Below are 20,215 nucleotides of genomic sequence, written 5' to 3'. Positions count from 1 at the left end.
CGCCGATGCGGCCGGGCGAAAGGTTCAGACCAGCGCGTGCCCGCCGACCGCGGCCTTCAGTGCATCGGGCACCGCGGGGTCCTCGATCGTCGGCGGGGTGGTGAAATCCTCGCCATTGACGATCTTGCGCAACAGGTTGCGCAGGATTTTGCCCGAACGGGTCTTGGGCAGTTGCTGCACCACGAACGCGGTCTTGAGCGCGGCGACCGCCCCCAGTTCCGCGCGCACCGCCCGGATCACCCGGTCGCGCATCGTGTCGTCGCCCTCAGCACCCGCACGCGGCACCACGAACGCCACGGGGATCATGCCCTTGATGGCATCGTCCGCGCCGATCACCGCGCATTCGGCCACGCCGTCGACCCCGGCGACGATCTGCTCCATCTGGCCGGTGGACAGGCGGTGCCCGGCGACGTTGATGATGTCGTCCGTGCGCCCCATGATGTGCACGAAGCCTTCGGCGTCGATGTATCCGGCATCGCCCGTCTCGTAGAAGCCGGGGAAGGCCAGGAAGTTCTTCTCGTAACCGGCCTTGTTGTTCCACAGCGTGCGGAAGGCCCCGGGCGGCAGGGGCGCGCGGATCGCGACCGCGCCGCTTTCACCGGCGGGCATGGGATGGCCGTCTTCCGACAGGATCGTGAAATCATAACCCGGCACGGGAAATCCGGCGCTGCCGCGCTTGCGGCGCAGATCGCCCAGCGCGAAGCACGAGGCGATCGCCGGCCAGCCGAGTTCGGTCTGCCACCAGTGGTCGATCACGGGCAGCGCCGTGCAGCCTTCCGCCCAGGCGATCGTTTCCGGATCGGCCCGCTCGCCCGCGAGGAAGATCGCCTGGCACCGCCCGGTACCGATCTCGTCGATGAACCGGCCGTCGGGGTCTTCCTTGCGGATGGCGCGGATCGCGGTGGGCGCGGTGAAGAAGGTCTTCACGCCGTGGCGCGCAATGGTACGCCAGAACGTGCCGGGATCGGGCGTGCCCACGGGCTTGCCCTCGAACAGCACCGTCGTCGCCCCCACCAGCAGCGGCGCATAGACGATGTAGCTGTGGCCGACGACCCAGCCCACATCGGACGCGGCCCAGAACACGTCGCCCGCGCCGATGTCATAGATATTGGCCATCGACCAGGCGAGCGCGACGGCATGGCCGCCGTTTTCGCGCACCACGCCCTTGGGCGTGCCCGTGGTGCCGGAGGTGTAGAGGATATAGAGCGGATCGGCGGCCGCGACCGGCACCGGCGCGGGCACGGGATCGGCCACCGTCGCGGCGCGCAAGACTTGCCAGTCGAGATCGCGCGGCGCGTGCAGCGTGCCTTCAAGCCGATCCCGCTGAAGCAGCACGACATGCTCGATCCGATGCTGCGCCAGTGCCAGCGCCTCGTCCACCATCGGCTTGTAGGCAACGACGCGCGCGCCTTCGATCCCGCACGAGGCGGTCAGCAGCGCCTTGGGCGTGGCGTCGTCGATGCGCTTGGCCAGTTCGAGCGCCGCGAAGCCGCCGAACACCACCGAATGGATCGCACCCAGCCGCGCGCAGGCCAGCATGGCGAACACCGTTTCGGGGATCATCGGCATGTAGAGCACCACCCGGTCCCCCCGGGCGACGCCCAGCGAGGCCAGCATCGCGGCGACGCGACCGGTTTCCTCGAGCAGTTCGGCGTAGCTGTATTGCCGGATCGTGTCGGTGACCGGGCTGTCATAGATCAGCGCGGCGGCTTCGCCCCGCCCCGCCGCGATATGCCGGTCCAGACAATTGTGCGCAGTGTTGAGCGTACCGTCGGGAAACCAGCCGCCATCTTCGTCCCACACGCGCGAAGGCGCGGAGGTCCACTCCAGCGCCTTGGCCGCTTCGGACCAGAACCGTTCCGGCTGCTCGATACTGTCGCGCCATGCGCGGCTGTAGGCTTCGCTCATCGTCGAACCTCTCCTGTCCCCGTCCCCGTACCAAGGGGTTCGGCGCCGCACCTTGATCGAACACAAGGCGCGGCGCCATTGGTCATTGGTCGATGTTCCGGCGGAAGGTTTCGGGCAGGAAGAACAGCCCGATCACCACGGTGGCCGCCGCGACCACAACCGGGTACCAGAAGCCGTGGTAGATATCGCCGTTGGCCGCGACCATCGCGAAACCGATCGCCGGCAGCAGTCCGCCCAGCCAGCCGTTGCCGATGTGATAGGGCAGCGACATCGAGGTGTAGCGGATGCGGCTGGGGAACAGTTCCACCAGCATGGCCGCGATCGGGCCGTAGACCATCGTCACCAGCAGCACGAGGTAGAACAGCAGCGCGACGACGAGCGGCTTGTTCATCTGCGCCGGATCGGCCTTGGCCGGATAGCCGACCTTCTCCAGCTCGCCCACCACGGCGGGCTTGGCTTCGACCGCGGGCTTGTCGCCCTCCGCCGGCTTCGCCTTCACTTCAGGCGCACCCGCGACCCTGGCGGTGAAGGCGGCGATCGCCTTCTTCCGGTCGTCGCCGGAAACCGTGGACGGATCGGGCGCCAGGATCGTTTCCCCGCCGATGGTCACCGACGCGATGGCACCAGCCGGTGCGGCGACGTTCTCATAGTTCACCGCCGCCTTGGCGAGCGCGTTCTTGACGATATCGCAGCTGGTGGTGTCGAACTTGTTGCCGCCCACCGGATCGAACTGCGACGAGCATTCGCCGGGGAACGCCGTCACTTTCACCGGCGCCGTGGCCTGGGCCTTCGCCAGCGCGGGGTTGGCCGCGTCGGTCAAGGCATGGAACACGGGGAACAGCGTGACCGCCGCCAGCGCCGCGCCGCCGAGGATGATCGGCTTGCGACCGACCTTGTCCGAAAGCCAGCCGAAGAACAGGAAGAACGGCGTGGCCATCGCCAGCGCGATGATCGTCAGGGTGTTGGCCTGGATGCCATCCACCTTGAGCATCTTTTCCAGGAAATACATGGCGTAGAGCTGACCGGTGTACCAGATCACGGCCTGCCCGGCGATCGCGCCGAAGAAGGCGATGAGTACGACTTTCAGGTTCTTCCATTCGCCGAACGCTTCGGTCAGCGGCGCCTTGGAGGCGGTGCCTTCCGACTTCATCTTCTGGAACACCGGCGATTCATGCAGCTTCAGGCGCAGCCACAGGCCCACCACCAGGAACAGGCCCGACAGCAGGTAGGGAACGCGCCAGCCCCAGGCCTTGAACGCATCCTCGCCCAGGCCGGTCACGGGCGAACGCACCGTGATCACGATCAGCAGCGCCATGGCCAGGCCCGCCGTGGCAGTGATCTGGATCCAGCTGGTATAGAGCCCGCGCTTGTTATTGGGCGCATGTTCGGCAACGTAGGTCGCCGCGCCGCCGTATTCGCCACCCAGCGCCAGACCCTGGAACATGCGCAGGACGACCAGCATGATCGGCGCGGCGACGCCGACCGTCTCGTAGGTGGGAAGGCAGCCGACCAGGAAGGTGGAAAGCCCCATCACCACCAGCGTGATGATGAAGGTATAGCGCCGGCCGAAGGTATCGCCGATCTTGCCGAAGACCAGCGCGCCGAACGGGCGGACGATGAAGCCCGCCGCAAAGACCAGCAGCGCCATGATGAACGACGTGGTCGGGTTCAGCCCGGTCAGGAACTTGGCCGCGATGATCGAGGTCAGCAGACCATAGAGGTAGAAATCGTACCATTCGAACACCGTGCCCAGCGACGATGCCGTGATGATCAGCTTTTCGCTGTGTGTCGCCTGATGATGCTTTGGCAGTCCGACGGCATCCGCCGGTATTTCCTGATAGTCCATGATTGCCTCTCCCAGTCCCAGACAGGATCTGAACGTCTATTTTACGGCTGTCCGACCCGAAGAGCCGCGTGCATCGTTATGATTTTTAGGTACTTCTTCTAGAAACTATACTTCGCGGCGAAATCCAGGCGATCGACGTGGCCGTTCAGATCGTTGACCAGACGCCGGTCACCATGGCGGTATTCGACACCAAGGTCGACATTCTTGACCGGCGAATAGAATACGTTGCCGGCGATGCTCCACGCCTGGCGGTTGTACATGGCGATGCCCGCCGTGGTGCGGTTGAGATAGCTGGCGTAGCTCACGCGCTGGAAGCTGCCGATCAGGTTCACCCGCCATTGATCGTTCAGCGCGAAGCGGCCCGAGCCGAACAGGGCCAGGTTGCGCACGCTGCCGAGCTGGCCATTGGCCTGCAGCACCGTATCCGGGCTGAAGTTCAGGCCCAGGTAGCGGCCAATCCCTTCGCCATAGGTCGCCTGGAAGCGGATGTCGCTGGTGTGCTTTTCGTTGAGGAATATCTTGCCGGTGGTGCTGATGCCCCAGCCCACGCGCGAATCGCTGATGTGGGCCAAGCCAGTCCGCGCGTTGTCCACGCGCAGCTGGCGGCCCAGCGCGGCAACGTCGAGGAACCCGAACTTGCCCGCATATTCCAGCCGTGCGGTGAAATCGGGCGCGTGGTCCTCGCCATTCTCGATCAGCGCGGCGGCGCCCGCCGTGGCCGAAGCTGTTTCAGGATTCTCCGCCGCCAGGTGCAACGTCAGCCCCTTGTCGAGCGGCAGGCTGTAGCGGACCATCGGCTGGCGCACGAAGATCAGGCCATCGACGCCGCCGACATAGTCGGTGCTTTCGGGATAGACGGCCGGGTTCGAGAAGTTGGTGAATTCCTGCCCGAACATCCACCGATCGAACTGCACGAACGCGCGCCGCATGGCGAGGTCATAGGCGTTGGTCGTCCGCTGCGTGCCCTGCCCCAGCGCCTGCGGCGTGCCCGGCGCGGCCTGGAAGTCGAACTCGATATAGGCCTTCAGCGCGTGGCTGCCGAGCTTGGTGTTGGCATCCACCCAGAACCGGGTCTGCTTGGCGGTGAAATCGGTCACGCGCGTCGGCGAGGTCGGGCTGGCCGGGTTGAACACCGGGATCGACTGCGGCAGGTAGAGGTCGCGCCCCAGCGAATTGCTGGGATCATCGCCGCCGCTGTAGCGCGCGCTGCTAGCCAGCAGCTTGATGTAACCCGAGAGGACGACGTTGGAATTGCCCGAACGGAAGCCCTGCTTCGGCGCGGCGTCCGCCAGCGCGGTGGCCTTGGCCGTCGCCTCGTCGCTTTTCGTGGCGGCGGCTTCCGCCGTGCGGGTCGCGACCAGCGCCTGGGCCTGCGCCTGTTCGGCGGTCTGCCGCACCGCGATAGCCTGATCGGCATGGACCGCCTGCTCGTCGCGCGCGCTCTTGAGATCGGCACGCAGCTGCGTCATTTCGGCTTCGAGCCGTTGCAGGCGCGCTTCGAGTGCGGCTTCACGGCTGGTCGGACGTGCCTGGACCATGCCGGGCACCGCCAGCGCGGTTGCTGCAAGCAGCCAAACAGACCCCCTGATCTTGATGCTCATTCGGACAATCCCTCTCCCGGTGCCCATCTGGCGAGGCACTGCGGATAGGTTTTTCCTTGAACCGGAACTGGTAACCAGCCGGAGCTTGGTCTTATATCTACGACCATTGTCTAGGCGCGCCGCTCCGGCCCCGTGCGGTAGGGTTGCGGCAACGAATTATGTGAGGAGAGCCTGAGTATGGGTGAGGCCATCTACCCCGTTCCGTCGGAATGGTCGGCCAACGCGCTGATCGACGATGCGCGCTATCAAGAAATGTACCGCCGCTCCGTCGAGGAGCCCGACGCGTTCTGGCGCGAGGAAGCGCAGCGGATCGACTGGATCAAGCCGTTCACCCGCGTCAAGGAAACCAGCTTTCACGAGGCCGATTTCGGCATCAAGTGGTTCGCCGACGGCACGCTGAACCTGTCCGCCAACTGCCTGGACCGGCACCTGGCCGAACGCGGCGATACCATCGCCATCCTGTGGGAGCCGGACAGCCCCGAGGATGCGGAACGCCGCATCACCTATCGCCAGCTTCACGAGGACGTCTGCCGCTTCGCCAACCTCCTGCGCGCCAAGGGCGTGAAGAAGGGCGAGCGGGTGACGATCTACCTGCCGATGGTGCCCGAAGCCGCCGTGGCCATGCTGGCCTGCGCGCGCATTGGCGCTATCCATTCGATCGTGTTCGCGGGCTTTTCGCCCGACGCGCTCGCCGGCCGCATCATCGACTGCGACAGCCGCATCGTGCTCACCTCCGACGAAGGGCTGCGTGGCGGCAAGAAGGTGCCGCTCAAGGCCAATGTCGATGAAGCGCTCAAGCAGTGCCCCGATGTCGATACCGTGATCATGCTCCGCCGCACCGGCGCCGCCGTGGCCATGGTCGAAGGCCGCGATGTCGACTGGGCGACCGCCGTCGCCACGCAAGCCGCCGAATGCGCGCCCGAGGAAATGAGCGCGGAAGACCCGCTGTTCATCCTCTACACCTCCGGCTCCACCGGCAAGCCCAAGGGCGTGCTGCACACCACCGGCGGCTATTCGGTCTGGGCATCGCTGACGCACCAGTACGTGTTCGACTACCGGCCCGGCCAGATCTACTGGTGCGCGGCGGACATCGGCTGGGTCACGGGCCATTCGTATGTGGTCTATGGCCCGCTGGCCAATGGCGCGACCACGGTGATGTTCGAAGGCGTGCCCAACTTCCCCGATGCCAGCCGCTTCTGGCAGGTGGTGGACAAGTTCGGCGTCGAGATCTTCTATGGCGCCCCCACCGCGTTGCGCGCGCTGATGCGCGAAGGCGACGAATGGGTGAAGAAGACCAGCCGCAAGACGCTGCGCCTGCTGGGTTCGGTGGGCGAGCCGATCAATCCCGAAGCCTGGGAATGGTATCACAAGGTGGTGGGCGAAGGCCGCTGCCCGATCGTCGACACCTGGTGGCAGACCGAAACCGGCGGCGCGATGATCACGCCCCTGCCCGGCGCCACGGCGCTGAAGCCGGGTTCCGCCACGCGCCCGATATTCGGCGTGAAGCCTGCGCTGGTCGACAACGACGGCACGTTCCTGGACGGCGCGACCGACGGCTGCCTGGTCGTGACCGATTCGTGGCCTGGCCAGATGCGCACCGTGTGGGGCGATCACGAACGCTTCTTCCAGACCTATTTCACCACGTTCAAGGGCCTCTATTTCACCGGTGACGGCGCCCGCCGCGACGAGGACGGGTACTTCTGGATCACCGGCCGCATCGACGACGTGATCAACGTGTCCGGCCACCGCATGGGCACGGCCGAGATCGAAAGCGCGCTGGTCGCTCATCCCAAGGTGGCCGAAGCCGCCGTGGTGGGGATGCCGCACGAGATCAAGGGTCAGGGCATCTACGCCTACGTCACCTGCAATGCCGAGATCGAACCTGACGAGGCGCTGCGCAAGGAGCTGATCCAGTGGGTGCGGCACGAGATCGGCCCGATCGCCACGCCGGACGTGATCCAGTTCGCTCCCGGCCTGCCCAAGACGCGGAGCGGCAAGATCATGCGGCGAATCCTCCGCAAGATCGCAGAAAACGACGTAAGTAACCTTGGCGATACGTCTACCCTTGCCGATCCTTCGGTCGTGGACCATCTTCTGGCCAATCGACCGAAATTGGCGGAGGCCGTATAAGTACGATCCTGATCGCCGACGATCACCCGCTGTTCCGTCAGGCCCTGACGGTCGCGGTTGCCCACGTCGCGCCCGAAGCGAAAATCCTGGAAGCAGGCACGCTGGCCGCCGCCGCGAAGGCGACGGCCGACGCGCCCGACTTGCGCCTTATCACGCTGGATCTGAAGATGCCGGGCGCGGTGGGCTATTCCGGGATCGCCCTGCTCCACGCCGAAAAGCCCGATGTGCCGATCCTGGTGGTGTCGAGCGCCGAGGGCGCCAACGCCGCGCAGGAGGCGCGCGCATTCGGCGCGGTGGGCTTCCTGCGCAAGGATGCCGATCTGACCGTGATTGAGGATGCCATCCGGAAGGCGCTGGGACGGCCCGAGGAGATTCACCCGCAGGCCGAGCCTGTCGATCAGGTTCGCCGCGAGGTGGCGGGCCTGACGCCGACTCAACTCAAGGTGCTGCTCGCGGTGCTGGAAGGCAAACTCAACAAGCAGATCGCCCACGACCTTGGTATGAGCGAAGCCACTGTCAAGGCGCACATGACCGCGATCATGCGCAAGCTGGACGTGCGCAACCGCACGCAGGCCGCGCTGGTCGCGCGGTCACTGGGGCTCGACCTCGCGCATTGAGACCCGCGCGAGGAAGGCTTCCAGCGCGGACGGATCGATCGGCTTCACGAACAGCGGAATACCGCGCCGGCGCGCGCGGCGGCGCAGTTGCGCGCCGCTTTCGGCCGTGACCATCGCCATCGGCATGGCCGGGCGATCCTTGTGGATCAGATCGGCCAGGGCAATGCCGTCCTCCCCGCCATCGAGGTGGAAATCGAGCAGCGCGACATCCGCGCGCCCCACCAGCGCCAGCGCCTCGGCCATGGTCGCGGCGCCCAGCACGGTATGACCGCTGCCGCCCAGCAAGGCTTCCGAAGCTTCGATGATGACGGGATCGTTATCCACCACCAGCACCGTCAGCGCGCGGACCGGCCGGCCGGCGCTGAAAGGCGTGTGCGCATCTGCGTCCTCGTCGGGCATCGCGACGGCGGGCAGGATCACGCTGAACCGGCTGCCTTTGCCCGGCGTTGACGCAAGCTCCAGGCGAACGCCGAGCAGCCTGGCGATCCGTTCCACGATGGCAAGGCCAAGGCCAAGGCCTTCGGCCTCCACCGCCCCCAGGCGGGTAAATTCGGAAAACACCGCCTTCTGCTGGTCTTCGGGAATGCCCACACCCGTATCGACCACGTCAATCCGCAGCGTGGTGCCGCGCCGGCGGACGCCGACGAGAATACCGCCCTGCTCGGTATAGCGCACGGCGTTCGACAGCAGGTTCTGAAGAACGGAGCGCAGGAGGCCGGGGTCGGTTTCCACTGCGCCGAACACCGGCCCCACCGTCAGCCGCAGTTCCTTTTCCTCCGCCATCGGGCGAATGCCTTCGGCGATGTCGCGCAGCAGGCGCGCCAGCGGAATCACCTCGGGACTGGGCTGGATGCCGCCAGCATCGAGCTTGCTGATATCGAGCAGCGCGCGCAGCAGGTCTTCTGCCGCCACGATCGAGCGCTCCACCCGCGCGACCATGATTTTCGCGCCGCCTTCCACGCTGCGATCAAGAGCGGAAGCGAACAGCCGCGCCGCATGAAGCGGCTGCAGCAGATCGTGGCTGGCCGCGGCAAGGAAGCGCGTCTTCTCGCGCGTCGATTCGGCCAGCAGGCGATTGGCTTCGGACAATTCCCGCGTGCGTTCGGCGACGCGGCTTTCCAGTTGTTCCAACGTGCGCCGCAGTTCCCCCCGCACGCGAGCTTCCTCGGTGGTATCGGCAAAGGCGGTAACATAGCCGCCGCCCGGCATCGGACCACCGGTGGACCGGATGACGCGCCCGTCGGGCCGCACGCGCTCCGACGTGAACGTCCGGCGTGCGCGCAGATGCGCCAACCGCTTCTCCACTTCCTCGTCCGGCGTCCCCGCGAAATGGCCGCGCTCGACGTTGAAGCGGATCAGGTCGGCGATGGGGACGCCCACGCGCACCAGCCCCGGCGGGTAGTTGAACAGTTCGATGTATTGCGTGTTCCACGCCACCAGATTGAGGTCCGCATCGATGACGCTGATGCCCGAATGCAGGTTCTCGAACGTGGCCGCCAGCAGCGTGCGCGAGAAGCGGAGCGACTGGCCGCCCTCGTCAAGCAGCCGCGCCACGTCCTCGATGCTCATCTGCGCGCCGGCCAGCGCGGAGGCGACGAGCGTGCGCGCCGACGAGACTCCGACCACCCCGGCGATGAGGTCCTGCGCCCGTCGGGCCGTCAGCCGATCGACCGGCAGCGCCCGCCGGTAGACCGGAAACTCCTCTTCCGCCCGTTCCTCGCCCGTGAAGCGACCGACCAGATCGGCCAGTTCGCCGATGTTGCGTACCGGCCGCGCGCCACGCAACATGATCGGGAGGCGGCTTCCCGGATCGCGCCCCGCCGTCCCGGCAACAAGCACGATCAGGTTGGCCGCCATGCTCCACAGCACGCCATGCACCAGCGGGCTGGCATGGCCAATGCCGAGCAGGCGCAAGGGATCGGCCAACGTTCCGGCCAACGCGGTCATCCACGCTTCGGGCAGGACCTGCGGCATGGCCAGCGTCCACAGCCACAGCGCGAAGCCGGCGGCCAGGCTGGCGCGCCCGGCAACCGGATCGCGATCCTTGCCGAAAATCCCCAGCACGAAATGCGGGGTAAACTGCGCCATCGCCGCAAAAGCGACCAGCCCGATCGAGGCGAGCGAGCTGCGCGGCGACAGCATCAGCGCCCAGACCAGCGCCAGCGCGACGATGCCGACGATCGCCGAGCGCCGCACCACCATCATCCGCCGCCCCAGAGCGCCGGCGGCATCGTCGGTCTCGCTGCGCAGAACGGCGGGGAAGATCAGGTCGTTCGAGACCATCGTCGCCAATGCGGTGGCGTCCACGATGACCATGGCGCTGGCCGAACTGATCCCGCCGAGCAGCGCGATGGATGTCAGCCAGTGCAGCCCTGCGGCATCGGGCAGCGCCAGCACAAACAGGTCGGGCGCGGCGGCGGGCGGCAAGGCCACAAGCCCCGCAAGGGCGATCGGCAGGACCAGCACCGCCATGCCACCGACATAGGCCGCCACGCCCCACCGCGCGCGCGGCAGATCATCGGGCTGCTGCGCTTCGGCCAGGCCCATGAAGAACTGGCGCGGCAGTACCACGATCGCCATCGCGGAAATCATGCCGATCACCACGAATTCGAACGAGAGATGCGAGGGAGCGAAACGCGCCGCCGTTTCGCGCAATCCGATAGCGAACCGCTCCGGCGGCGCCTGCGCGATGACATAGACGGCGATCGCGCTCACCACGATCAGCGCCACCAGCTTGATGATCGATTCCAGCGCGATCGAGAACAACATGCCCTCGCTTCGCCCGGCGACTTCATACCGCCGCGCGCCGAACAGGATCGCGAAAGCGGCAAGCACGACCGACGCGGCAACCATCACCGGTACCGCGACGTCGCTGCCCGAAACGACCGCTATGGCACTGCCGATCGAGCGCAATTGCAGCGCGACGTAGGGAATGATGCCCACCAGCGCGATCAGCGTGACCAGCCGCGCCATTCCGGGATCGTGCCCGAAGCGGGCGGCGATGAAATCCGAAATGGTGGTGGCCTTTTCCTCGTGCACCGCTTCGGCCAGCCGCCGCAGCAGGGCCGGGGCGAAAATCAGCAGCAGCGACGGCGCGAGGTAGATCGGCAGGTAGTTCCACCCTTCGCGCACCGCGCTGCCGACCGCGCCATAGAACGTCCAGCTCGAACAATAGACGCCCAGCGCCAGCGTGTAGGCGACATGGCGCAGCGCCGGCCGGCTGCGCGCCGCTTCCGCGCGCGCTTCGACCAGGGCGGCAACGACGAACAGGATACCAATCAGTGCAAGCGCATAGAGCGCCGCCAACGTCAGGCTCATCCCTGGTGGCCTTTCGAGCTACTCCCGCGTCCTTAGCAACAGACGGACACATGGCAAGCGATGCCACGCTCAAATGACGCAGAGGGGCTGGAGAAATCGATCAGGGAATCAGGGAAGAAGCCGAGTCGGTTCGCCCGCGGCGGCTGCGGCTTCCTGCTTCGCCTTTTCTACCGCATCGGACTTCTCGGCAAAGCGCATCACCACCAGCGTGCCTTCGAACAGGAACAGCAGCGGAATGGCGAGCATCAGCTGCGAAACAACATCGGGCGGCGTAATCACGGCAGCCAGTGCGGTGATCCCGACGATCACGTAGCGCCGCGCCGCCACCAGTTGCGCGCGCGTGACGATGCCGGCGCGGTTCAGCAGCATCAGCAGCACCGGCAACAGGAAGCTGATGCCGAACGCCAGGATGAACTGCATGACGAGGTTCAGGTAATCGCCCGTGCCCGGCAGCGCCTCCAGATGCAGCCCGCCCTTGTCGCCCTGAAAGCCGAGGAACCATTTGAAGGCCGTGGGCATGACGATGAAGTAGGCCAGGCTGGCGCCGGCGGTGAACAGGATCGGCGTGGCGATCAGGAACGGCAGGAACGCCTTCTTTTCCCGCGCATAGAGCCCCGGAGCCACGAAGGCCCAGAGCTGGTTGGCAATGATCGGAAAGCTCAGCAGGAACGCGGCAAACAGGGAAACCTTCAGTTCCACGAAGAACGCTTCGTAGAGCTTGGTGTAGATCAGCTTGCCCTGCCCCGGCGGAAACGCTTCCATCAGCGGACGCGCCAGCAGCGCGAAGATATCGTCCGCGAAATAGAAGCAGATCGCGAACGTGACCGCCAGCGCATAGACGCAGCGCAACAGCCGCGTGCGCAGTTCCAGCAGGTGGTCCAGCAAGGGCGCCTGCGTTTCGTCGATATCGCGAATCATAGCAGTCGGGGTGCGTCGGTTTGAGATGCGGGAGCAGCTGGCGCGGGTTCGACCGGCGGCGTCGGCGCGTGCGCCGCGACTTCGGGCATGACGGCCGGCGCCGCGACCTGATCGGCAGCGGCATCAGGCGTCTGCCCTTCGGCGGCCTTCCCCCCGTCCTGCGTCGCATCCTGCGCCATGATCGCGGCGTTCTGTTCGCGCCACTTGCGCTCCATTTCCTCCATTTCCGCCTCGCGGATCATGGTTTCGATCCCCGCGCGAAAATGGTTGGAGACGCGGCGGATCTTGCCCATCCAGCGGCCTGCCGTGCGCAGGGCGAGCGGCAAGTCCTTGGGGCCGATCACCACGATGGCGACAATGGCCACCAGCAGCAGCTCTGACGGCGCTACGTCGAACATGGTTCAGATCGGGTCCGGTATCCGGGCTGTGTCAGGCGTTGCCCGAGGGTCCGTGCTGCTCCGCCGGAGCGGCAGTGGTCTGTGCGGACGGCGCCGGCGGCGTCGACTGCTGAAGCTGCGGCGGCGGCGCGGTTACCGGACGATCGGTCTCTTCCGTCATACCCTGCTTGAAGCTTTTGATACCCTTGCCGAAATCGCCCATCATTTCGGAAATGCGACCACGCCCGAAAAGCACGAGAACGACCAGCGCGAGGATAATCAGGTGCGGTAGGGACAGGCTACCCATCGTAAAATCTCCTTCTCCGCTCCAGATAGGACATCTCGTGCGGAATCGCCAGTCAATCCAAGCCGTAAAGAGTCAATCAGGCCGCAAAGATTCGTCTTCGACGTCGGAAAAGGCCGGTTCGGCATCAGCCTGATCCTCGTCATCATGCCCGGTCAAGGCCGCGAAAACATCGTCCACCGGGTCAAGCAGGCCGGCGGCGCGCAATTCGTCGATCCCCGGCAGGTCCCGGCGCGATTCCAGCCCGAAGTGCGCAAGGAAACCGGGCGTCGTGGCATAGATCGTGGGCCGCCCCGGCACCTCGCGCCGGCCGGCGACGCGAATCCAGCCCGCTTCCAGCAGCACGTCCAGCGTGCCGCGCGATGTCTGCACGCCCCGGATCGCCTCGATCTCGGCGCGGCTGACCGGTTCGTGATAGGCGATGATCGCCAAGGCCTCGGTCGCGGCCCGCGACAGACGGCGCACATCCTCGCGCTCCGTTCGCAGCAGGTGGGCCAGATCGGCCGCCGTCTGGAAATGCCAGCAGCCGCCGCGCTCGACGAGTTCAATCCCGCGCCCGGCATAGTGCGCGACAAGCTGCTCCAGCGCGCCATCAACCCGCGCGCCGCCGAGATGGGCGGACAGTTGCTGGGGCGTCAGCGGCTCGCCGGATGCGAACAGGGCCGCTTCCACGGCGCGAACGAGATCGTCGGGCGATCCTCCGCGGGCATGGATCAGGCTGTCCGCCCGATCCTCCGGCAGTTCTTCCATCATGATTGCGCCGCCCGCAGCATCAGCGGCCCGAACATTTCGTCCTGCGCGATCTCGGCTCTCCCCTGCTTGGCCAGTTCCAGCGCCGCGACGAAGCTGGAGGCCAGCGCGGAACGGCGCAATTGCGGATCGGTCCAGGCGGGATCGCACCGCGACGGCAGGAACGCGCGCAAGTCCATCCAGTCCACGGTCACGCCCAGCATTGTCGCCACGCGGGTGAGCGCGGATTCCAGCGTCATCACCGGGCGTTCGCGCACCATGTGGACCACGGGCGCGGTGCGCGCCTTCACCTGACCATAGGCCTGCATCAGCATGAACAGGTCACACTCCCAGCGTCGCCCCTGATCGACATGCAGCCCTTCCGGCGCACCGCGCGCAAACACGTCGCGCCCCAGCCGGTCCCGCGCCATCAGCCGCGCCCCAGCTTCCCGCATCGCGCCCAGCCGTTGCAGGCGCAATTGCAGGCGCAGCGCCAGTTCCTCGGGCGAAGGCTGGATTTCCGGATCGTCCGGCAGCAACAACAGCGACTTGAGGTAAGCGAGCCAGGCCGCCATCACCAGGTAGTCCGCCGCCAGTTCCAGCTTCAACGCCTCGGCCCGCTCGATATAGCCGAGGTACTGGTCTACCAGTTCGAGGATCGAAATCCGCCGGAGATCCACCTTCTGCCGGCGGGCAAGGTCCAGCAGCAAATCGAGCGGCCCTTCCCAGCCGTCGAGCTCCAGATAGAGCGAAGCGTCCTCGGTCGCCGCCGAGGCCACGCCGTTCCACACCGCATCGCCATCGAACAGCGAGGCAGGCGGGGCGGCGGCCTGATCCATCAGGCGTGCGCCTCCGCCAGCGCGAGCAATTCGTCACGCCGGGCGACAAGCGCCGCGTGGCGCTCCATTCGCGCAGGAGAAGCGAAATCGGTCGTGTCCCGCAGCGCACGGGCCAGCCGTTCCTGCGCGACCGCGCTGATCGTCGGGGTGGCGCTGGCGATACCGACCATGTCGTCCATCTTCGCCCAGCAGTTGAGCACCAGATCGCACCCGGCGGCAATGGCCCGGGCGGCGCGTTCGGGCACGCTGCCCGCCAGCGCTTCCATATCGAGATCGTCGGTCATCAGCAGGCCATCGAACCCGATGCGCTTGCGGATCACTTCGCCGATCACGAACGGCGATTGCGTAGCCGGGTTTTCCGCATCCCACGCGGTGTAGCGGACGTGCGCGGTCATCCCGATCGCCGCCCCGGCCAGCGTGCGGAACGGCTCCAGATCGATGTCGAGTTCCTCGGCCGAAGCATCGACCGTGGGCATTTCCTTGTGGCTATCCGCCGTGGCGCGGCCATGCCCCGGCATGTGCTTGATCACCCCGGCCAGGCCCGCGCGCGCCAGCCCGTCCAGCGCCGCGCGGCCAAGCGCCGCCACGCGCAGCGGCTCCGAGCCATAGGCGCGATCGCCGATCACATCGTGCGCGCCGGGTTGGCGCACATCGAGCAGCGGCAGCAGATCGACGCTGATCCCCGCTTCGGCCAGATCGAGCCCCAGCGCCTCGGCATTGGCGCGGACCGCCTCGATCGCGGTCGCCGGCGCCACGTCCCACAGCCGGTCGAACCGTTCGCCCGGCGGATAGGGCGGCCATACCGGCGGCTTTATCCGCGCCACGCGGCCGCCTTCCTGATCGATGCAGATCAGCGTGCGGTCGCGCCCGTGCAGCGCGCGCAAATCGTCGGTCAGTGCCCGCAGTTGCGCGCGATCGGCCACGTTGCGGCCGAACAGCACGTAGCCGGCCGGATCGGCATCGCGGAAGAAAGCGCGCTCGTTATCGGTGAGAGTCAGGCCCGAAAGGCCGAAGATCGCCGGAACCATGCGGCAGGATTCGGCCAAAACCCGCCATTCCGCAAGGCTTCGCTGCCGGAATGGCGGGGAAAAACCGGCTCAGCGCTTCACCTGGCACTTGAGGCCGCCCGCCTGCAGCCGGCCGCACAGCGCGTTGGCCGCCCCGGCATCGCCCGCCAGCGCCTGCAGGCGATAGACCGTACCGATATCCGCCTTGCCTTCGACCACGCGGTGATTGAGGCCCTTCAGCGCCTCGTGCTGGCCGGAAAGCTTGCTCCACGCGGCCTCGGCCGAGGAGCTGCTGGAAAACGCGCCGATCTGCACGCCCACGCCCCCCGCAGCCGGTGCGGTCGGGGCCGCGCCGGGCTTGGGCGCATTGGCACCGGCAGCGGCCGGCGCAGTGGCGGAACCCGATGCCGACGCCGCAGCCGCCGGGACCGCTCCGCCGGCAAGGTTCGCCGCCGGCTTTTCGCCCTCGCTCACCTTGAAGCTGGAATCGCCGGTGCCCTGGAACGTCTTGCCACCCGGCTCCTTGGGCGCGATCTTGTAAGGCTCGCGGCTGGCTTCGATCAGGCTGCCATCGGCATTGGCAGCCGGGCCGCCCCGGTGCGTGGCCCAATAGACCCCGCCGAGAATCGCCGCGAGCAGTATCAGCCCGAGAACCGCGAAACCGATGAAGCGGCCGTTGCCCGGCTCCTCGTCATCGAATTCCACGTCATCCGCGCCCTCAAGCCACGGCAGCCGCTGTTCGTCGCCCAGCGCCAGACGCGCGCCAGCCGCGCTCTCGGCCGCTTCCTCCGTCGCGTCGAACGGCATCGACGCGGGGGAATGTTCACCCCCGGCGCGCTGTTCGTGCTGCCCGTCCTGCTCCCCGTCCACCATGTTCACGTCGCTGACCCTTCACAGTTCCTCGGCCGCTTCCACCCCAAGGATGGCAAGGCCGTTGCGCACAACCTGCCCGATTTGCGCCGCGAGGAAAAGCCGAGCCGCCGTCAACGCGGCATCCTGTGCCACTATGAACCGTTTTTCGGGTCGATCGTTGCCCAGGTTCCAGTAGGAGTGGAACGCTGCCGCCAGATCGTAGAGGAAGAACGCCACCCGGTGCGGCTCACGCGCGACCGCCGCCGCTTCCACCAGACGCGGGAACTGCGCGGCCAGCTTCACCAGCGCCAACTCCTCCGGCCCCAGCCCCGCAAGATCGGCAGCGGAGGGTGCAAAGCCCTCGGCCGCGCCCTTGCGCAGCGTCGAGCTGATCCGGGCGTGGCAATACTGCACATAGAACACCGGATTGTCCTTCGACGCTTCCACCACGCGGGCGAAGTCGAAGTCCATCTGCGCATCGGGCTTGCGCGTCAGCATGGTGAAACGGACCACGTCCTTGCCCACTTCGCGCACCACGTCGGCCAGCGTGACGAACGTGCCCGCCCGCTTCGACATCTTCACCGGCTGGCCATCGCGCAGCAGCTGGACCATCTGCACCAGCTTCACCTCGAACGGGATCGGCTTGCCTTCCGCGCCGGTCAGCGCGGCGACGGCGGCCTTGATCCGCTTGACCGTGCCGGCATGGTCCGCACCCCAGATATCGACCAGCGCATCGGCCTTTTCCGCCTTCTGGAAATGGTAGGCGAGGTCCGCGCCGAAATAGGTCCAGGTCCCGTCGGACTTCTTGATCGGCCGGTCCTGATCGTCGCCGAACTTCGTCGAACGGAACAGCGGCAGTTCCACCGGCTCCCAGTCTTCCGGCGTCTTGCCCTTGGGTGCTTCGAGATGCCCGTCATAGACCAGATCGTGCGCGCGCAGCCAGGCTTCGGCGGCTTCGGGCTTGCCGGCCGCCTGCAGCTCCGCCTCCGACGAGAACAGGTCGTGATGGATGCCGAGCAGGGCAAGATCGTCCTTGATCATCACCAGCATGGCCGCGACCGCCTTCTGCCGGAACGGCGCAAGCCATTCGGACTCGGGGGCGGCGGCGTAGCGATCGCCGAATTCCTCGGCCAGTGCCTTGCCCACGGGCACCAGATAATCGCCCGGATAGAGCCCTTCCGGGATCTCGCCCACGGCCTCGCCCAGCGCTTCACGATAGCGGACATGCGCCGAGCGGGCGAGGACATCGACCTGCCCGCCGGCATCGTTGACGTAGTATTCCTTGATGACCTTGTGGCCGGCGACTTCGAGCAGGCTGGCCAGCGCATCGCCCACCACCGCGCCACGGCAATGGCCCATGTGCATCGGCCCGGTAGGATTGGCGGAGACGTATTCGACGTTGACGACCTTGCCGCCGCCCAGCGTCGAGCGGCCATAGCCGGCGCCCGCCACCGCGATCAACCGCAGCTCGTCCAGCCAGGCGCCGTCGGTCAGGCGCAGGTTGATGAAGCCCGGCCCGGCGATTTCGGCCGAGGTCACGCGCGGCTCCTTTTCCAGCTCCGCCACCAGCGCGGCCGCCAGCGCGCGCGGGTTGGTGCCGGCGGGCTTGGCCAGCACCATCGCCGCGTTGGTCGCCAGATCACCGTGCGCGGGATCGCGCGGCGGCTCGCAGGTCACCGCGCCGCGCGGCAGGCCAGCAGGCAGCGTGCCGGCAGCTTCCAGCGCATCGAGCGCGGCGTCGATCACCCGGGCAAAGGCGGCGTGAAGATTGGCTTGAACATCGGACATCGGAAAAGGCTCACGAAAAACGGGCGATCGCCCCCGCAGGAACGGAGGCGATCATCATCCAGCGCCCCCTTTGCGGCGGCGCGGCGGTTTTGCAAGCCCGGCAATCGCCGCCGGACCCGCAACGAGCGTCATCGCGTGGCGTTGAACGTCAGCTGCTGGTCGGTCAGCTGGAAGCCGACGAGCAGCTCGAACGTGGCGCGCGCGATCGCGGCGCGCACGTCGGGCTGCGCCAGCGGATCGATCGCGGCATCGGCATCGCCCGCGCGCCGCTTGCGGCTGAGGCGGTTGCGAATCTCTTCCGGCAGTGTCGCCTGCGCGCGATCGACGTAGGACGCCGCCTTGGCATGGCCTGTGGCGCGATCCTGTCCGTCGGCGAAATCGATGCTTACCGTGCCTACGCGCTTGGCAATGACGACGTTGCCGCCGCGCATCACGGTCGAGAAGTAGGGCAGTTCGACATGGCGCGCGCCGCGCGTGTCGGCACGGCGCGCCAGCACGTCAAACGTGGCGATGGTGTAGAGCTTGTCCCCACCCTGCCCCTGATCGCAGGTGCTGCGCAGGTTGGTGATCGAGGCGGTCACGTCGAGCGCACCCGAATCGGTCCGCTTGGGATCGGAGAACAACGTCACGTCACCGGCATATTCGGGAATCGCCACGCGCGGGCAAGGATCGCGCAGCGCGGTCACGCCCACGCTGTCATCAACGACCAGTTCGCCCTTGCTCTTGACGCAGCCGGAGAGCGTGCCCGCCAGCAAGGCGGCGCCGATCGCCGAACCGATGGCGACACCGGACTTCGAAACACGGCGGAAGATGGCGGTCATGAGCGCAGAAATCCTTAAAAGACGATGCCGCGTCCGCGCGAACCGACAAGATGATCCACGGGGCAGCGCAATTCCTCTAGCCACGCCCGAACCTTTCGGCAATGCTCGGACTTTGAGAGGTTTCCGGAACGTGATGCCGCTGCTAATGCCCGCCCAATGAACGCCACCTTTCCAGACCAGGCCGAGACGGCCACCGGCCACGCGGCCGAAGCCAAGGCCCCGCTGAAGCTCCTGATCGCGGCGCCGCGCGGCTTTTGCGCCGGGGTGGACCGCGCGATCGAGATCGTCGAGCGCGCGATCACGCTCTATGGCGCGCCGGTCTATGTCCGGCACGAGATCGTTCACAACCGCTTCGTTGTGGACGGGCTGAAGTCCAAGGGCGCGATCTTCGTGGAAGAGCTGGACGAAGTGCCCGATGGCGCGTCGGTCGTGTTCTCGGCGCATGGCGTGCCCAAGGTGATTCCGGCGGAAGCCAATTCGCGCGGGCTGGACTGGCTCGACGCCACCTGCCCACTGGTGAGCAAGGTCCACCGGCAGGCGGAACGGCAGGTCGAGGCGGGCCGTCACATCCTGTTCATCGGCCACCACGGCCATCCGGAAGTGATCGGCACGATGGGCCAGGTGCCGGACGGCGCGATCACGCTGGTCGAAACGGTGGAGGACGTGGCGCGGCTGGAGTTCCCGGACGAACTGCCGCTATCGTTCCTGACCCAGACGACGCTTTCGGTGGACGATACGGCCGAGATCGTGACCGCGCTGCGCACGCGCTTTCCGCGCATCGTCGGCCCCCGCGCCGAAGACATCTGCTATGCCACGTCAAACCGTCAGGCGGCGGTCAAGGCGATCGCGGACGCCTGCGACCTGATTCTGGTGATCGGTGCGCCCAACAGTTCCAATTCGCTGCGCCTGGCCGAAGTGGCCGAGCGGCAGGGTACACGCGCCTTCCTGATCCAGCGCGCGGCGGAAATCGATCCGGCCTGGCTGGAGGGCGTGACCACGCTGGGCCTTACCGCCGGCGCTTCCGCCCCGGAAATCCTCGTGCGCGAAGTGGTGGACCTGCTCGCCACGTGGCGCACCGTCACCGAGGAAACGGTGAAAGTGCGCGACGAGGAGAACATGGTGTTCAAGCTGCCCCGCCAGCTTACCAACTGAGAAAGCCG

The 20,215-nt window shown here is 66.8% G+C and carries 16 protein-coding genes; 3 read left to right on the top strand and 13 right to left on the bottom strand.

Annotated features, from left to right (window positions below; all coding sequences use genetic code 11):
* Window positions 1-24: 24 nt before the first annotated feature.
* From NMD1_RS11500 to NMD1_RS11490, 3 genes are all read right to left on the bottom strand, one after another.
* The gene (locus tag NMD1_RS11500) at window positions 25-1,908 is read right to left on the bottom strand and encodes an AMP-binding protein (RefSeq protein ID WP_125954852.1); all 1,884 of its coding nucleotides are present in this window, start codon (window positions 1,906-1,908) and stop codon (window positions 25-27) included.
* 82 nt (window positions 1,909-1,990) lie between these two features.
* Window positions 1,991-3,754 (bottom strand): MFS transporter, encoded by a 1,764-nt coding sequence (locus tag NMD1_RS11495; RefSeq protein WP_125954851.1) that lies wholly within the window; start codon window positions 3,752-3,754, stop codon window positions 1,991-1,993.
* Between the two features lie 98 nt (window positions 3,755-3,852).
* Window positions 3,853-5,355, bottom strand: coding sequence for a DcaP family trimeric outer membrane transporter (locus NMD1_RS11490; protein WP_125954850.1), 1,503 nt, complete (start codon window positions 5,353-5,355; stop codon window positions 3,853-3,855).
* 177 nt (window positions 5,356-5,532) lie between these two features.
* On the opposite strand from NMD1_RS11490, the gene acs reads away from it, so the two are divergent.
* Both acs and NMD1_RS11480 read left to right on the top strand, forming a co-directional pair.
* Window positions 5,533-7,485: an acetate--CoA ligase gene (gene acs, locus NMD1_RS11485; protein ID WP_125954849.1), complete on the top strand. Its 1,953-nt coding sequence runs from the start codon at window positions 5,533-5,535 to the stop codon at window positions 7,483-7,485.
* Window positions 7,482-8,102 carry a response regulator transcription factor gene (locus tag NMD1_RS11480; RefSeq protein ID WP_194921452.1) on the top strand — a complete coding sequence of 207 codons (621 nt, stop codon included), beginning with the start codon at window positions 7,482-7,484 and terminating at the stop codon, window positions 8,100-8,102. Before acs ends, NMD1_RS11480 begins: the two co-directional genes overlap by 4 nt.
* Here NMD1_RS11480 and NMD1_RS11475 read toward each other — a convergent pair.
* The 10 genes from NMD1_RS11475 to NMD1_RS11430 all read right to left on the bottom strand — a co-directional run bounded on the left by NMD1_RS11475 (window position 8,076) and on the right by NMD1_RS11430 (window position 19,055).
* A complete protein-coding gene (locus tag NMD1_RS11475) occupies window positions 8,076-11,420 on the bottom strand; it encodes a PAS domain-containing hybrid sensor histidine kinase/response regulator (RefSeq protein WP_125954847.1) in 3,345 nt (1,114 codons plus the stop codon). The two genes, NMD1_RS11480 and NMD1_RS11475, sit on opposite strands and share 27 nt — an antisense overlap.
* Window positions 11,421-11,528: 108 nt before the next feature.
* Entirely contained in the window at window positions 11,529-12,338 is an 810-nt protein-coding gene (gene tatC, locus NMD1_RS11470) for a twin-arginine translocase subunit TatC (RefSeq protein WP_124807720.1), read from the bottom strand.
* Window positions 12,335-12,736 (bottom strand): Sec-independent protein translocase protein TatB, encoded by a 402-nt coding sequence (gene tatB / locus NMD1_RS11465; protein WP_125954846.1) that lies wholly within the window; start codon window positions 12,734-12,736, stop codon window positions 12,335-12,337. Before tatB ends, tatC begins: the two co-directional genes overlap by 4 nt.
* A 31-nt stretch (window positions 12,737-12,767) precedes the next feature.
* A complete protein-coding gene (locus tag NMD1_RS11460; RefSeq protein WP_125954845.1) occupies window positions 12,768-13,022 on the bottom strand; it encodes a twin-arginine translocase TatA/TatE family subunit in 255 nt (84 codons plus the stop codon).
* A gap of 72 nt (window positions 13,023-13,094) precedes the next feature.
* Window positions 13,095-13,769 (bottom strand): SMC-Scp complex subunit ScpB, encoded by a 675-nt coding sequence (scpB, locus tag NMD1_RS11455; RefSeq protein ID WP_124807871.1) that lies wholly within the window; start codon window positions 13,767-13,769, stop codon window positions 13,095-13,097.
* On the bottom strand, window positions 13,769-14,587 hold the full coding sequence (locus NMD1_RS11450) for a ScpA family protein (RefSeq protein WP_125954844.1): 819 nt from the start codon (window positions 14,585-14,587) through the stop codon (window positions 13,769-13,771). The genes scpB and NMD1_RS11450 overlap by 1 nt, the downstream gene beginning before the upstream one ends.
* The gene (nagZ, locus tag NMD1_RS11445) at window positions 14,587-15,615 is read right to left on the bottom strand and encodes a beta-N-acetylhexosaminidase (RefSeq protein WP_125954843.1); all 1,029 of its coding nucleotides are present in this window, start codon (window positions 15,613-15,615) and stop codon (window positions 14,587-14,589) included. Before nagZ ends, NMD1_RS11450 begins: the two co-directional genes overlap by 1 nt.
* A gap of 69 nt (window positions 15,616-15,684) precedes the next feature.
* The gene (locus tag NMD1_RS11440; protein WP_233497555.1) at window positions 15,685-16,467 is read right to left on the bottom strand and encodes an SPOR domain-containing protein; all 783 of its coding nucleotides are present in this window, start codon (window positions 16,465-16,467) and stop codon (window positions 15,685-15,687) included.
* An 18-nt stretch (window positions 16,468-16,485) separates the two neighbouring features.
* Window positions 16,486-18,234, bottom strand: a complete 1,749-nt coding sequence (argS, locus tag NMD1_RS11435; RefSeq protein ID WP_125954842.1) for an arginine--tRNA ligase — start codon at window positions 18,232-18,234, stop codon at window positions 16,486-16,488.
* Window positions 18,235-18,362: 128 nt separating this feature from the next.
* Window positions 18,363-19,055: a hypothetical protein gene (locus NMD1_RS11430; protein ID WP_125954841.1), complete on the bottom strand. Its 693-nt coding sequence runs from the start codon at window positions 19,053-19,055 to the stop codon at window positions 18,363-18,365.
* Between the two features lie 156 nt (window positions 19,056-19,211).
* Between NMD1_RS11430 and ispH the strand changes: the two genes are divergently transcribed.
* Window positions 19,212-20,207, top strand: coding sequence for a 4-hydroxy-3-methylbut-2-enyl diphosphate reductase (ispH, locus tag NMD1_RS11425; RefSeq protein WP_125954840.1), 996 nt, complete (start codon window positions 19,212-19,214; stop codon window positions 20,205-20,207).
* Window positions 20,208-20,215: the final 8 nt, after the last annotated feature.

The sequence above is a fragment of the Novosphingobium sp. MD-1 genome (genome assembly GCF_001014975.1).
Classification (GTDB): domain Bacteria; phylum Pseudomonadota; class Alphaproteobacteria; order Sphingomonadales; family Sphingomonadaceae; genus Novosphingobium.
The sequence above is the reverse complement of the archived record's forward strand: the minus strand, read 5'-3'. Positions and strand labels throughout refer to the sequence as shown.

Bases quoted from the DNA above. Each gene is read 5' to 3' on its own strand.
- NMD1_RS11500 (WP_125954852.1), bottom strand. From the start codon at position 1,908: ATGAGCGAAGCCTACAGCCGCGCATGGCGCGACAGTATCGAGCAGCCG.
- NMD1_RS11495 (WP_125954851.1), bottom strand. From the start codon at position 3,754: ATGGACTATCAGGAAATACCGGCGGATGCCGTCGGACTGCCAAAGCAT.
- NMD1_RS11490 (WP_125954850.1), bottom strand. From the start codon at position 5,355: ATGAGCATCAAGATCAGGGGGTCTGTTTGGCTGCTTGCAGCAACCGCG.
- acs (WP_125954849.1), top strand. From the start codon at position 5,533: ATGGGTGAGGCCATCTACCCCGTTCCGTCGGAATGGTCGGCCAACGCG.
- NMD1_RS11475 (WP_125954847.1), bottom strand. From the start codon at position 11,420: ATGAGCCTGACGTTGGCGGCGCTCTATGCGCTTGCACTGATTGGTATC.
- tatC (WP_124807720.1), bottom strand. From the start codon at position 12,338: ATGATTCGCGATATCGACGAAACGCAGGCGCCCTTGCTGGACCACCTG.
- tatB (WP_125954846.1), bottom strand. From the start codon at position 12,736: ATGTTCGACGTAGCGCCGTCAGAGCTGCTGCTGGTGGCCATTGTCGCC.
- NMD1_RS11460 (WP_125954845.1), bottom strand. From the start codon at position 13,022: ATGGGTAGCCTGTCCCTACCGCACCTGATTATCCTCGCGCTGGTCGTT.
- scpB (WP_124807871.1), bottom strand. From the start codon at position 13,769: ATGGAAGAACTGCCGGAGGATCGGGCGGACAGCCTGATCCATGCCCGC.
- NMD1_RS11450 (WP_125954844.1), bottom strand. From the start codon at position 14,587: ATGGATCAGGCCGCCGCCCCGCCTGCCTCGCTGTTCGATGGCGATGCG.
- nagZ (WP_125954843.1), bottom strand. From the start codon at position 15,615: ATGGTTCCGGCGATCTTCGGCCTTTCGGGCCTGACTCTCACCGATAAC.
- NMD1_RS11440 (WP_233497555.1), bottom strand. From the start codon at position 16,467: ATGGTGGACGGGGAGCAGGACGGGCAGCACGAACAGCGCGCCGGGGGT.
- argS (WP_125954842.1), bottom strand. From the start codon at position 18,234: ATGTCCGATGTTCAAGCCAATCTTCACGCCGCCTTTGCCCGGGTGATC.
- NMD1_RS11430 (WP_125954841.1), bottom strand. From the start codon at position 19,055: ATGACCGCCATCTTCCGCCGTGTTTCGAAGTCCGGTGTCGCCATCGGT.
- ispH (WP_125954840.1), top strand. From the start codon at position 19,212: ATGAACGCCACCTTTCCAGACCAGGCCGAGACGGCCACCGGCCACGCG.